This window comes from Homoserinimonas sp. A447 (assembly GCF_054489325.1).
The window spans coordinates 2,247,319-2,260,367 of record NZ_JBTMWW010000001.1 but is presented as its reverse complement, the minus strand read 5'-3'; the positions used below and the strand labels follow the sequence as shown (position 1 = coordinate 2,260,367).

General features: G+C 64.3%; 13 protein-coding genes and 1 tRNA gene. 7 read left to right on the top strand and 7 right to left on the bottom strand.

All coding sequences use genetic code 11. From position 1 onward, the window contains the following. Position 1 precedes the first annotated feature (1 nt). Both ACX3O0_RS11095 and ACX3O0_RS11090 read right to left on the bottom strand, forming a co-directional pair. On the bottom strand, positions 2–226 hold the full coding sequence (locus ACX3O0_RS11095; RefSeq protein ID WP_459107752.1) for a helix-turn-helix domain-containing protein: 225 nt from the start codon (positions 224–226) through the stop codon (positions 2–4). Further along, positions 226–825 carry a hypothetical protein gene (locus ACX3O0_RS11090; RefSeq protein WP_459107751.1) on the bottom strand — a complete coding sequence of 200 codons (600 nt, stop codon included), beginning with the start codon at positions 823–825 and terminating at the stop codon, positions 226–228. Before ACX3O0_RS11090 ends, ACX3O0_RS11095 begins: the two co-directional genes overlap by 1 nt. Positions 826–1,112: 287 nt before the next feature. Here ACX3O0_RS11090 and ACX3O0_RS11085 point away from each other — a divergent pair, with 287 nt between their 5' ends. From ACX3O0_RS11085 to ACX3O0_RS11070, 4 genes are all read left to right on the top strand, one after another. Then, entirely contained in the window at positions 1,113–3,599 is a 2,487-nt protein-coding gene (locus ACX3O0_RS11085) for an ATP-dependent Clp protease ATP-binding subunit (protein ID WP_459088791.1), read from the top strand. 205 nt (positions 3,600–3,804) lie between these two features. Further along, positions 3,805–4,248, top strand: a complete 444-nt coding sequence (locus ACX3O0_RS11080) for a hypothetical protein (protein ID WP_459088789.1) — start codon at positions 3,805–3,807, stop codon at positions 4,246–4,248. A 54-nt stretch (positions 4,249–4,302) separates the two neighbouring features. Next, positions 4,303–4,803: an amino-acid N-acetyltransferase gene (locus tag ACX3O0_RS11075; protein ID WP_459088787.1), complete on the top strand. Its 501-nt coding sequence runs from the start codon at positions 4,303–4,305 to the stop codon at positions 4,801–4,803. 13 nt (positions 4,804–4,816) lie between these two features. Then, positions 4,817–5,431 carry a hypothetical protein gene (locus ACX3O0_RS11070; protein WP_459088785.1) on the top strand — a complete coding sequence of 205 codons (615 nt, stop codon included), beginning with the start codon at positions 4,817–4,819 and terminating at the stop codon, positions 5,429–5,431. A 149-nt stretch (positions 5,432–5,580) separates the two neighbouring features. Here ACX3O0_RS11070 and radA read toward each other — a convergent pair whose 3' ends face one another. Together radA and ACX3O0_RS11060 are read right to left on the bottom strand one after the other, a co-directional pair. Further along, positions 5,581–6,948, bottom strand: a complete 1,368-nt coding sequence (gene radA / locus ACX3O0_RS11065) for a DNA repair protein RadA (protein ID WP_459088783.1) — start codon at positions 6,946–6,948, stop codon at positions 5,581–5,583. A 42-nt stretch (positions 6,949–6,990) separates the two neighbouring features. Further along, positions 6,991–7,737: an SGNH/GDSL hydrolase family protein gene (locus ACX3O0_RS11060; protein WP_459107750.1), complete on the bottom strand. Its 747-nt coding sequence runs from the start codon at positions 7,735–7,737 to the stop codon at positions 6,991–6,993. 74 nt (positions 7,738–7,811) lie between these two features. Between ACX3O0_RS11060 and ACX3O0_RS11055 the strand changes: the two genes are divergently transcribed. After that, a tRNA-Ser gene (locus tag ACX3O0_RS11055) sits at positions 7,812–7,899 on the top strand. Between the two features lie 640 nt (positions 7,900–8,539). Here the strand turns inward: ACX3O0_RS11055 and ACX3O0_RS11050 are convergent. Next, positions 8,540–9,286: a glucose 1-dehydrogenase gene (locus ACX3O0_RS11050; protein ID WP_459088777.1), complete on the bottom strand. Its 747-nt coding sequence runs from the start codon at positions 9,284–9,286 to the stop codon at positions 8,540–8,542. 207 nt (positions 9,287–9,493) lie between these two features. Here ACX3O0_RS11050 and ACX3O0_RS11045 point away from each other — a divergent pair, with 207 nt between their 5' ends. After that, positions 9,494–10,108 carry a TetR family transcriptional regulator gene (locus tag ACX3O0_RS11045; protein WP_459107749.1) on the top strand — a complete coding sequence of 205 codons (615 nt, stop codon included), beginning with the start codon at positions 9,494–9,496 and terminating at the stop codon, positions 10,106–10,108. Between the two features lie 68 nt (positions 10,109–10,176). Beyond that, positions 10,177–11,829 carry a GMC family oxidoreductase gene (locus ACX3O0_RS11040; RefSeq protein ID WP_459108474.1) on the top strand — a complete coding sequence of 551 codons (1,653 nt, stop codon included), beginning with the start codon at positions 10,177–10,179 and terminating at the stop codon, positions 11,827–11,829. A 342-nt stretch (positions 11,830–12,171) separates the two neighbouring features. On the opposite strand, the gene ACX3O0_RS11035 is transcribed toward ACX3O0_RS11040, so the two are convergent. Both ACX3O0_RS11035 and ACX3O0_RS11030 read right to left on the bottom strand, forming a co-directional pair. Next, positions 12,172–12,636 (bottom strand): SRPBCC family protein, encoded by a 465-nt coding sequence (locus ACX3O0_RS11035; RefSeq protein ID WP_459107748.1) that lies wholly within the window; start codon positions 12,634–12,636, stop codon positions 12,172–12,174. Next, positions 12,633–12,980, bottom strand: a complete 348-nt coding sequence (locus tag ACX3O0_RS11030) for an ArsR/SmtB family transcription factor (RefSeq protein ID WP_459107747.1) — start codon at positions 12,978–12,980, stop codon at positions 12,633–12,635. The genes ACX3O0_RS11035 and ACX3O0_RS11030 overlap by 4 nt, the downstream gene beginning before the upstream one ends. Positions 12,981–13,049 lie beyond the last annotated feature (69 nt).

Below are 13,049 nucleotides of genomic sequence, written 5' to 3'. Positions count from 1 at the left end.
CCTAATCGCGCACGAGCAGGTCGCCCACCTCGCATTCGAGTGCGTCACAGATGGCAGTCAGGGTGGAGAAGCGGATGGCCCTCGCCCGGTCGTTCTTGAGCACCGAGAGGTTGACGATGCTCACCCCGACAAGCTCGCTCAGCCGGGTGAGCGTCATCCCGCGCTGTTCCAGCAGCTCGTCGAGGCGGCAGTGGATGCCCGTGCTCTCCTCGTCCACCTCGCCCATCAGACGAGCCCTTCGGTGTCGCGTTGCAGGCGCTCGCCGAGCTGGAACGCGATGCCGAGGGCCAGGATGGCGAAGCCGCCGAAGAGGGGAGCCGGATCGAACCAGAAGCCCGCCTCGAAGACGGCCAGAGCGGGATCGACGTCGAGTGCGGCCTGCATGGTTCCGAACCCGGTGGCGGCCTGGCCGAGAAGCCCGCCGACGCTCAGGGCCGTTCCGGCGATGATCGCGGCGACGGTGAGCGAGCGCCGGAACGGTCGTGCCCGCAACAGGGACCAGCAGAAGTAGGCGATTGCCAGCGAAACGGCAAGGCTCGCGACCAGCCCCACTGCGACCCCGATTGACAGCATGACCCGCGCGAAGGTGCTGAGCCCGCTCACTGTGAGGGAGGCATCCGTGAATGACCCGGAAACGATCGTTGCCTCCCCGTCCAGATCCGTCGGTACCGCCGCGGATGCCAGTAGCCCCACCGGTGTCTCGCCTGGTGCGAACATGACCTGTGCGCTGTGACCCACCCCGAAGATGAGTGTGGCGACGGAGTAGGCGAGTGCCGCCAGAAGCACAAGCCAGAGGGCTATTCGGTCACCTTGTGAAGACTTCACGTTTCGCTTCCTAACGATTATCGATAACAACGACAGTCGTTAACATAACGACTTTCGATATGGTGCGCAAGCGCATCCGCTGCCCGCATCCATCGAGCCGGGTCATCTTGTGAGTGATCCGCGAGGCACACCCGCAAAATGGCCCGGGTCGCGATGGTGGGGGTCTGTGCCGGGCGCCGGTCCGGTGCTTTAACGCCCACGGCGAACAGGGGAGCAAATCCAAGGGTGCGGTCGTTACTCTCTTTGTAACGGCATCCAACCGCCACGATGCCTGAGGAGATTCAGAGATGTTCGAACGATTTACCGACCGAGCCCGTCGCGTGGTTGTCCTGGCCCAGGAAGAGGCCAAGATGCTCAACCACAACTACATCGGGACCGAGCACATCCTGCTCGGCCTGATCCATGAGGGTGAGGGTGTCGCTGCCAAGGCGCTCGAGTCGCTGAGCATCTCGCTCGACTCCGTGCGCGAGCAGGTGCAGGACATCATCGGCCAGGGCCAGCAGCAGCCGACCGGGCACATCCCGTTCACGCCGCGAGCCAAGAAGGTACTCGAGCTGTCCCTGCGCGAGGCGCTGCAGCTCGGCCACAACTACATCGGAACCGAGCACATCCTGCTCGGCCTCATCCGCGAGGGCGAGGGTGTCGCAGCCCAGGTTCTCGTGAAGCTCGGCGCCGACCTGAACAAGGTGCGCCAGCAGGTCATTCAGTTGCTCTCCGGATACCAGGGGAAGGAGCAGGTGCAGGTGGGCGGCAACGAGCAGGCCAGTGCACAGGCCGGCAGCCAGATTCTCGACCAGTTCGGGCGCAACCTCACCCAGGCCGCCCGCGACGGTAAGCTCGACCCGGTCATCGGGCGCGAGAAGGAGATGGAGCGGGTCATGCAGATCCTCTCCCGCCGTTCCAAGAACAACCCGGTGCTGATCGGTGAGCCCGGCGTCGGAAAGACCGCAGTCGTCGAGGGCCTCGCCCAGGCGATCGTCCGCGGCGACGTGCCGGAGACGCTGAAAGACAAGCAGCTCTACACGCTCGACCTCGGCTCGCTCATCGCCGGCAGCCGCTACCGCGGTGACTTCGAGGAGCGCCTCAAGAAGGTGACCAAGGAGATCCGCACCCGCGGTGACATCATCACCTTCATCGACGAGATCCACACCCTTGTCGGTGCGGGCGCTGCCGAGGGTGCAATAGACGCCGCCAGCATCCTGAAGCCGCTCCTGGCTCGCGGTGAACTGCAGACCATCGGTGCGACCACGCTCGACGAGTACCGCAAGCACTTCGAGAAGGATGCCGCGCTCGAGCGCCGCTTCCAGCCGGTGCGTGTCGAGGAGCCGAACCTGCCGCACACCATCAACATCCTGAAGGGGTTGCGCGACAAGTACGAGTCGTTCCACAAGGTGTCGATCACGGATGGCGCCATCGTCGCCGCTGCCAATTTGGCAGACCGCTACGTCGCCGACCGCTTCCTGCCGGACAAGGCCATCGACCTGATCGACGAGGCAGGCGCACGCCTGCGGCTGTCGATCCTGTCCGCCCCGCCGGAGCTGCGCGAGTTCGACGACCGCATTGCGGGCGTTCGCGGGCAGAAGGAAGCCGCCATCGAAGACCAGGACTTCGAGAAGGCCGCATCGCTGCGCGATGAGGAGAAGAAGCTGCTCGGTGAGCGGTTGCGCCTCGAGAAGCAGTGGAAGAGTGGCGAAGCCGGCTCGACCGGCACCGTCGACGAGGGAATCATCGCCGAAGTGCTCGCCGCCGCGACCGGTATTCCCGTCTTCAAGCTCACCGAGGAGGAGACCGCGCGTCTCGTCTTCATGGAGAAGGCACTGCACCAGCGGGTCATCGGCCAGGAGGAGGCCATCTCGGCTCTCTCCAAGACCATCCGCCGCACCCGCGCCGGCCTCAAGGACCCGAAGCGGCCATCCGGTTCGTTCATCTTCGCCGGCCCGACCGGTGTCGGTAAGACGGAGCTGGCCAAGGCGCTCGCCGAGTTCCTGTTCGATGACGAAGACGCGCTGATCGCCCTCGACATGAGCGAGTACGGCGAGAAGCACACCGTCTCGAGGCTGTTCGGTGCCCCTCCCGGGTTCGTCGGCTTCGAAGAGGGCGGGCAGCTCACCGAGAAGGTGCGCCGCAAGCCGTTCTCCGTGGTGCTGTTCGATGAGATCGAGAAGGCGCACCCGGACATCTTCAACTCGCTGCTCCAGATTCTGGAGGAGGGCCGGTTGACGGATGGCCAGGGCCGCGTCGTCGACTTCAAGAACACCGTGATCATCATGACCACCAACCTCGGTACGAAGGACATCACGGGCGGCCCGGTCGGCTTCACCATCGAAGGCGACGAGGCTCAGAGCTACGCAGGCATGAAGGCGAAGGTTGTCGAAGAGCTGAAGAAGAACTTCAAGCCGGAGTTCCTCAACCGCGTCGACGAGACCATCGTGTTCCCGCAGCTGAACCCGGTCGAACTGCTCCAGATCGTGGACCTGTTCGTTGGGCGCCTGAGCGAGCGGATGCTCGACCGCGACATGACCGTGGAACTCACGGCCGCGGCCAAGGCGCAGCTCATCAAGGTCGGGTTCGACCCCGCGCTGGGAGCACGGCCGCTGCGCCGCGCGATCCAGTCCGAGGTTGAGGACCGCCTGAGCGAGCGCATCCTGCAGGGCGAGTTGCACGCCGGCGACCACGTACACGTGGACTACGTCGACGGCGACTACGTGTTCAGCACGACACGCCAGCCCGGCCGCGAGGCCATCGAGGAGCCGGCGGCCGCGCTCGAGGCGTAGCGCGTCTGTGGGTTGAGTAGGCGCGCAGCGCCGTATCGAAACCTGGAGGGGGCGTCGGGGAAACCCGACCCCCCCTTTTCGCCAGGCCAGCCCAACGATGACGGTGTTTGTCGACGTCGACGGTGTTTGTTGCACCGTCATCGTCGACAACCACCGTCATCGTCAGTGGACATTCCCGCAGGGCATTCGCCGATAGGGTCGGGGGGTGCTCGCCATGGATATCGCCCAGTCAATGTTGTGGTTCTGGATCGCCTATTTCGTCGTCACCGCGGTCGGCATCGGGCACACCGTTTTCAACTGGAAGGCCCTCGGTATGACCGACGAGGGCGTCGTGATCAGCTCGGTGTACGACGTGTCGTCGTACCGCGCGACGCTGCCGTGGCATCCGCTCTACAACATCGTGCTCTTCCCGCCGGCCGCGTGGGCGTACTTCTCGGTCGTCCGGCCGGATGATGTGTGGGCCCATGCCTGGACGCTTGCCGCCACCTGGGCGGTGGTGGCCATCGTGGTCGACGTGATCGGGTGGGTTCTCATCCGGCACCCGTGGAGCATGACCTGGCACGGCATGTATGTCGCATACCAACCGTGGCTGAGCCTGATCTACGCCGCCATCTTTGCCGCGCCACTGCTCGCCGCGGCATTCGCCTGAGGTATACGCAAACGTGTACGGCGCGCGGCCAGCGGCGACCCATAAGATCGAAAAGTGACTTTCTCCGTGCGGCCGGCTCGCACCAGCGATGTGCCAGACGTCCAACGGTTGATCAACCCCCTCGTTGACCGCGGCATCCTGCTCGGCAAGGAGCGGGTCGTCTTCTACGAGTCGATCCAGGAGTTCCACATCGCCGAAGACGAGAACGGCAACGCGATCGGCTGCGGTGCCCTCCACGTCATGTGGGAAGACCTGGCGGAGGTGCGCACGCTCGCCGTCGAGGAGAGTTGGCTGCGGCGCGGAGTCGGGCACGCCATCCTCGATCGCCTGGAGCAGAAGGCCACGCAACTGGGCATCCACCGCCTGTTCTGCCTCACCTTCGAGGTTGAGTTCTTCAAGAAGCACGGTTTCGAGCAAATGTCGGAGGAACCGATGGACCCCGAGCTGTACGCCGAATTGGTGCGATCAGCGGATGAGGGCGTCGCCGAGTTCCTGGATCTCTCCCGAGTTAAGGCAAACACGCTCGGCAATACGCGGATGCTGAAGAACCTCTAGCTACCCTTGGGTCATGTCGACGTTCCGTAACCCCGTCGGCCCCCAGCCACCACAGGTGTACTGGCGCCGCAGACTCCTCGTCGGCCTCGGCGCGCTCGCGGTCCTGATCGTCGTGCTGCTCATCATCTTCCGCCCCGGCGCCGAAGCAGCCGACGACGACAAGAAGCCGACAACCGAAACCTCGTCCACCACCAAGCCGACGGATGAGCCGGTGCAGAAGGAGGGGGAGGCGTGCAACCCCGAGAATGTGACGGTTGAGCCGGTCACCGACAACACGCAGTACGCGTCGGGAGTGCAACCGATGATCAGCATGTCGATCGTGAACAACGGCAGCGTCGCCTGCGTCGCAGACGTCGGAACCGACATGCAGTTGTACGAGATCACCAGCGGTTCAGAGACGTACTGGCGATCGACGGACTGCCAGGCCGAGCGCACACCGCAGAAGGTCGCCCTCGAGCCCGGGGTCAAGCAGACCACCACGCCCATCCCGTGGGACCGCACCCGCTCAGACCCGGCGACCTGCACCAGCGAGCGTTCGCCGGTGGCCGCGGATGGTGCGAGCTACCACCTGCGGGTGGGCCTCGGTGACATCAAGCCCGAGAAGACGGCGCAGTTCCTGCTCTACTGAGTTTGTTCGCATCCGCCGCACGCGGGTGAACTCTTCACGCGCCCGTCAAGTTTCACCGGCGCGTGAATGGAGGAGCCCGCTCTCGGCGTTGGTGCAGCGGATCGAGCAGCGCAGCGCAAAATACACGAGGGCGGATGCCGCGGCAGCCCCTAGAAGGACGGCACGTCGGGCTGGTCGAGCTGTGCGGTGGCGAACGCCGTGCGCATTGCCTCGCGCAGGTGGGGCGCGGTGTCATCGATCATGGTGGTGAATCCGAGTCGCCTGGCCTCGGCGACCCGCTGCTTCGCCTGCGACACCGGCCGGATCTCCCCGGCCAGGCTGATCTCGCCGATCGCGGCCAGAGTCGCCGGGAAAGCCTTGTCGCTGTAGGCGCTGGCGATGGCCAGCGCGATGGCCAGGTCTGCCCCCGGTTCGGTAAGGCGGATGCCGCCGACGGTTGACACGTAGACGTCGAACTTGCTGAGTTTGAGCCCCGCGCGCCGCTCGAGCACCGCCAGCAGCATGGACACCCGTGACGAGTCGACCCCGTTGGTAACCCGGCGCGGCTGGGGTGCGTTCGTCTCGACGATGAGCGCCTGCACCTCCACCGGGAGGGCGCGCCGACCCTCGGTGGCGATGGTCACACAGGTGCCGCTGACCTGAGCGCGGATGGCCCCGGTTCCGCGCGACAGGAACAGCCCGCTGGGGTCGGCGACCTCTGCGATGCCGTCACCGGTCATCTCGAAGCAGCCCACTTCATCCGTCGGCCCGAACCGGTTCTTGTGGGCGCGGATGAAGCGCAGCCCGCTCTGACGGTCGCCCTCGAACTGACAAACGACATCTACCAGGTGCTCCAGCAGGCGGGGGCCGGCGATGGTGCCGTCCTTGGTGACGTGTCCGACCAGAAGGATGGGCAGATTGCGATCTTTCGAGACGCGGATGAGGGCGGATGCGACCTCCCGCACCTGGGAGGTTCCGCCGGCCAGCCCCTCGGTTGCCGAGGAGGAAACAGCCTGCACGGAGTCGACGATGAGCAGGTCCGGGTCGATCTGCTCGACCTGGCCGAGGATGGTGGCGAGGTCGGTTTCGGCGGCGAGGTACAGGGTGGGCTGGAGGGCGTTGGTGCGCCCGGCCCGCAGCCGCACCTGGCTGGCCGACTCCTCCGCTGTGACGTAGAGGATCTTCTGCCCGATGGCCGCGGCCTTCGAAGCGACTTCGAGCAGCAGCGTCGACTTGCCGACGCCAGGCTCGCCGCTCAGGAGGATCGTGGCACCGGGCACGATGCCACCGCCGAGAACCCGGTCGAACTCGGCGATACCGCTCGGCCAGTGGGCAACGGATTCCGCCCCGATCTCGGTGATCGGCTTGGCGACGCGGTCACCGCCGACGGCGACGGCCTTGACAGCACGAAGGATGCCGGTCGCGTCGTGCGCTTCGACGACCGTTCCCCAGGCCTGGCACTCCCCACAGCGGCCCGCCCATTTGAGGGTCGACCACCCGCACTCGGTGCAGCGGAACGTGGGGGAGGTGCGGGCCATGCTGCCAGCTTAAGCGAGGCATCCGTCATCGGGCGCCGAGGCTCACACTCGTGTGGGCAACGCCTCCACCGCGCGGTCGACGAGGGGGAGGAACGCGGACGCCCATACCCGGTAGCCGCGGTCGTTGGGGTGGAAGAGGTCGGCGGATGCCTGGTTCAGTGCCATCCGCGCGGCACCCTGGCGGCGGGTCGCCTTGTAGAGGGGTGCCAGCGTGAAGCCGTACTCGCCGATGACCTGGTGCACGATGCCGTTGGCGATGCGCACCCGCCGCTCGGCCTCGCCGAAGAAGAAGGAGGGCAGGTCGGCGACGATCGCATGCGGCGGCAGGGCATCCGCCAACTCCCGCAGCTCACGATCGAAGCGGACCTCGTCAAAGCTGGCGATGTCGTTCGCGCCGATCGAGACGGTGATCACGTCAGGGGTCAGGCGGGCGAGCCGTGGCACCTGGGTTTCAAGGGTCTCGCGCAGCCGGGCGCCGGACACACTGAGGTTGACTACGCGCACGGTCTTGCCCGTGGTCTTGCGCAGGTGGGCGGCGACTGTGCCGACGTAGCCGCGATGCGGCTTGCTGGCGCCGATCCCCTGTGCGGCCGAGTCGCCGACTGCCACGTACAAGACTTCACCGTCGCGTTTCGCGTGCTCGCGCCACCAGGCTGAGTGCACCGGCAGGGTCAGCGCCAGTCGTGCCGATCCGTTGCGCCGGCGACTCTTGAACGCGCTGACGGCTGCCCATGCAGCGGAAAGGACCACACTGGCCGCAGCGGCGACGATGATGGCAATGCGTTTCACACCACGATCGTAGGTAGGGCATCCTCGTGTTCGGCTGGAAAGTCGCACATCGGGCGTGTACTACAATCGTCAGCGGTGACGTGTCCGAGCGGCCGAAGGTGCAACTCTCGAAAAGTTGTGTAGTGAAAGCTACCGTGGGTTCAAATCCCACCGTCACCGCCACTGCGAAGGTCCCGATTCTCCTATGAAACACTGGGAATCGGGGCCTTTCTTGTACCCGTTGAACGACGACCGGTAACGCAGCGGTAACAGCGTCGCTGAGAGCGCGTACCGCCTTGATACTCGAGGGGGTTGTCTAGAGCCAGTAACCTTGCGGCGTACCGAAGGAGACGGCTATGGATCGCTTTACGAGTCAGCACCGATTCTTGGCGCGGACGCGCAGTTCGTTTGGCACGGAGGATGTGGTTATCGTCCACAACGAGCAGATGAGGTCGGTCGCCAAGTTCTTACGGAGCTCACGAAGGTTGAGCCGGAGAAGAAGAAGATTAAAGCCGGCTTGGCTACGCTCCGGGGTTTTCTCGCTTCACTGTCCGGTGCGGCCACGGCTGGACTTGCGAGCGGCGCTGCCGAGGAAGCCATTCGGCAGCTCATCTTGAATTGAAGACGATTCCAGGCCGCCTCAGCCCAGATTCAAGCTCCTTCGAAGATTTGCCCTCGAACCAGACACCTCCAAGAGCACCTTCCCCTCGCTCGTGATGGGCCCGTATTGGCACGACTCGTGCTTCGTGCCGCGCTCATGGCCGAGCTCACGCTAGGGATGCGGAATGCTCCTGATCGCTCAGGAGCACTCCACCGTTTGAAGCTATCCGGCGATAAGTCCGCCGTCGATGACGTGCTCGGTGCCGCTGATGTAGGAGGATGCGTTGGAGGCTAGGAACAGCACCAGTTCGGAGACCTCGTTTGGCTCGGCCATGCGGCGCAGGGGGACCTGGTCCGCGATGCCGCCGCCGGTTTCGTCGGTCGCTGCGGCCATCATCGGCGTCTTGATGTATCCGGGGTGTACCGAGTTCACCCTGATGTTGTCGGGGCCGTACTGCAATGCGACGTGCTTGGTCATGCCGCGCGATGCGAACTTGCTTCCGACGTAGGCCAAGTTTGGCGAACCGACCACTGAGAGCATGCCGGCAGTCGATGAGATATTGACGATGGAACCGCCGCCGGCCTTCTGCATGGAGGGGATAACGCTCTTCATGCCGAAGAACTGCGAGTGCTGATTGACGGCGATTATCTTGAGGTAGTCTTCCTCGCTGAGTTCGACCGTTTCAACGACCGGGCCGATGATTCCGGCGTTGTTCACCAGCACGGTGACAGGGCCGAACTCCTTCTCGGCGGTGTCGACCACCGTCTGCCATTCCGCAAGCGACGCAACGTCCTGCTTAATAAATCGAGCATTCTCGCCCAATTCGCTCGCGAGCTTGTTCCCGCGCTCTTCGTTGAGGTCGGTGAGCACAACTTTCGCGCCCTCTGCGACGAAAAGACGCGCATGCGCCTCACCCATTCCTTGTGCAGCACCGGTGATGATTGCCACCTTGCCATCAAGTCTGGCCATGATATTTACTCCTTCTTCCGTTGTGCCCTGCATTGTAGAGCGGCGATATTAGTGACCGCCGTCAACTGATATTTATGCAAACGCATGGAATGAGTTATCTATTCCTTGCGCAATGGTGGGTCCGGCCGGACTCACGCTGCCGCTGGTAGTCGATCAACTCGGTTGAGCCAGTTTCTGGCCGTCCGCAGACCGCTCTAGGCTCGACTTGTGAGCACCCAGCGACGCCCAGGGCGACCAGCCGCCTCCTCGAGGGAGGCGGTAGAGGCCGCAGCGGTGCTTCTGTTTGCCGCCAAGGGCTTCGAGAACACGACGATCCCGGAGATCGCGTCCGCTAGTGGCGTGAGCCGCACCACTTTCTTCCGCTACTACCGCAGCAAAAGCGATATCTTGTGGGCGCCGTTCGACGCGCACCTTGTTCGGCTTGAGCAGGCGCTCAGGTCGCGACTACGTGACGAACCCCTCGCGACCGCCGTACTCCACGGAATCCTCGACGCCTTCTCAAGCGACGTGGACGCCACGGGCATCTGGCTGCAGCGGTTTCGGTTGCAGCGAGCGCCGGAGCAGCGAGCCGAAGAGGCTGTCCACTGGCAGCGTTGGGCCGCGGTGGTCTCCGACTTCGTTCGTACGCGTGCCGGCGCCGGCCCTGACGACTTCACCCCCGAGGCGATCGGCGGTGCGGTGCAGGCGGTTCTGCTGGCGTTCATCGGCGCCCGCGACGCAGACCTGATGCAGGAGCCGTCCGGGGTGCTTGCCGAACTCGAATTGCGGCTCGGGCGCTTTGTTGACGACCTGCAGCGTTGGGTCGACAATATGCCCGCATAAGCCCGCGCCGACGTGGCCCCTTGATTTCGGTACTGGGTACCGATACTCTGGACTTGAAGATCGACCCGATGCTGCACCAATTCCCGCCTGGTCGATACCAGACGGAGGAGCACATGAGCGAGAACACGTACGACTACATCATCGTTGGGGCCGGAGCTGCCGGCAGCGTGCTCGCGAACCGGTTGAGTGAAGATCCGAACAACTCCGTGCTGTTGCTTGAATACGGTGGATCGGACGCCAACCCAATGCACTCGATCCCGAAGGGGTTCTTCTTCACGCTCAACGGCGACCGCTACGCGTATCGCTATCCGACGCTGCCATTCCGCGCGGGTGGACTGGGCGAGGTATGGGCCCGCGGCAAAGTGACCGGCGGATCAACCACCGTCAACGGCATGATGTACACCCGTGGGTTTCAAAAGGACTACGACGAACTCGTCGAGCTCGGCAACCCGGGCTGGGGCTGGGACGAGATGCTGCCGATCTTCAAGAACATGGAGAACCATGTGCTCGGCTCGTCGCCGATGCGCGGAGGCGACGGCCCGTACGGAGTCTCTTTTGCCGAGAAGGACGACATCACGGAGAAAATCCTCGCGGCCGCCGCGAAGACCGGTCTCGACGTCGTCGAGGACGTGAACGCGGTCGAGCACGAACGAATCGGGATGACGCCGTCGAGCGTGCGCAACGGCCTTCGCGTCTCCGCGGCCAGCGCATTTCTACGCCCGGCAAGCAAGCGGAAGAATCTGACCTATCTGACCCGAACGCGGGTCGGCTACCTAACTTTCGACGGCACGCGAGTCACTGGCGTGCGTACTCAGCGGCGCGGACAGAAGCAGCATTTCCTTGCGCGCAAGGAAGTGATTCTCTCAGGTGGCACCGTCGAGAGCACGATGCTGCTCGAGCGGTCCGGAATCGGGCGCCCCGACATCCTGAATGGGGCCGGCGTTGACGTGCGGGTGGAGAGCCCGAACCTCGGTGAACGTGTCATCGAGCAGCGTGGCGTGGCAATGCAGGTCAAGTTCAAGGAGCCGATCGGTCTCACGCAGCGGCTCAACTCCCTACCGAAACAGGGCTGGGAGGGGTTCAAGTATTTGCTCACCCGGCGCGGCCCCATCTCGGATGCCGGATACAACATCCTCGCCGGATTCAAGTCGTCGCCTGAACTCGATCGCACCGACATCCAGGGACTGTTCGTGCCGCTGGCGCTCGATGCCGAAAGCTTCGACGCGGTGCGCCTCGCGAAGCATTCCGGGATTATGTACTTGGGCTATCAGATCAGGCCCACCACAACTAGTTCGATCCACATTTCGGGCAAGGGTCCGGACGACCTGCCGGTCATCGACGCGAACTACCTGCAAACGGAGGTCGATCGAAAAGTCACCTCGACCATCCTCGATCAGGCGCGGCGTGTGTTTGCGGAAAGCCCAATCGCCGAGCTCATTGCCGAGGAAGAGTATCCAGGTCAGGCAGTGTCGACTCCCGACCAAGTGATTCAATACGCAGTCGACAACGGCGCGACCATTTACCACGCGGTGGGTGCCAACGCGATGGGGCCAAACGATGACGACGTCGTGGACTCCCGGCTGCGAGTCCGCGGCGTGACGGGGTTGCGTGTTGTGGACGCTTCGGTCCTGCCCATGCAGGTCTCGGGTAACACCGCCGCGCCCACCATGGCCCTTGCCTGGCGCGCGGCAGACTTCATCACGGAGGACAACGGAAAGTAGAAGGCTGTGCCGAGCGGTTTGGTAATCGCGAGGCTGACCATCCCGTTTGTATTTCGGCAGCTATGGCCCGGCGGGCCGCAGAAAGTTGGAGGGCGCGCGCCCCAAGCCTGGGCCGCTGTGTGAGTGCAGCCGGTCAGAGTCTCCTACTAATGGGAAGATGACGGGCATGGCCGGTACATCCCCGAGTGACGACATGCACGTTCGCGACTTCGTCCGCCTGCTACGGCGGTTGGAGCCGCACCTCCCGATTTCGCGAGCCCAAGAACGCGAGCCGGGCCAAAATGCGGGTGGCCGCGGCGGGGCACTCGCGCTTTGGCCCGTCTCGCGGAGGGGGCGGATGCCCTACGCGCGTTCGCGAGTGAGGTACGCCTCGATGCGGTCGAACGCTCCCACCCAGGCCATGGTCTGGAAGAAGTCGCGGGTCTGCACGTCGGGGAAGCCGCTCTGCGCGACGGTGACGAGGGTGCCGTCGTCCTTTTCCTCGAAGGTGACCTCCACTTCGGTGGTCATCTCCCCGCCGCTGGGGTCGCTTCCGGTGGAGGTGGTGACCAGCCGGTGCGGTCGGTCGATGGCCTTGAACACCTGCGTCTCGTGGAACAGCTCGTCGCGGTTGGGCCCCCAGACGGCGGTCTGCTTGCCGCCGACCCGCAGGTCGACCTCGATCTCGACAATGCCGGGTTCTTCGTCCAGGATGCTGAACCAGATCTTCTGCTTCTCGGCGTCGGTGTAGGCGTCGAAGACTTCCTCCGGTGTCGCGGGCAGGAGCCGCGTCATCCGCAGCTCGATGGTGTCTGTTGTCTCTGTCACTTGTCCGTTCCTTTCTTGAGGGTGAAGTAGACCTCGAGACCGTCAAGGCGGCGCTCCCAGAGGCGTTGGTAGAACGTGATCCATTGCATGGCGTCATCCAGTCGTTCGGTGCCCAGCCGCACTTCCCGCGAACGCCCGACCTTCTCGCTGGTGACCAGTCCGGCATCCTCCAGCACCTGCACGTGCTTCTTGAGGCCAGTGAGGGTCATCCCGGCCGGCTCGGCAAGCTCGCCGATGGTGGCAGGGCCGCTACCGAGCCGGGTCAGGATGCCACGGCGGGTCGGGTCGGACAGCGTGGCAAAAGCGCGGTCGAGCTGGCTATCGACAACTTGTTGTTGAACCATGTGATTCAGTGTGCAACACTGAACCGAATAGTTCAATAAGTCTTGAGCCGCGGAAGGGGATGGTTCCCA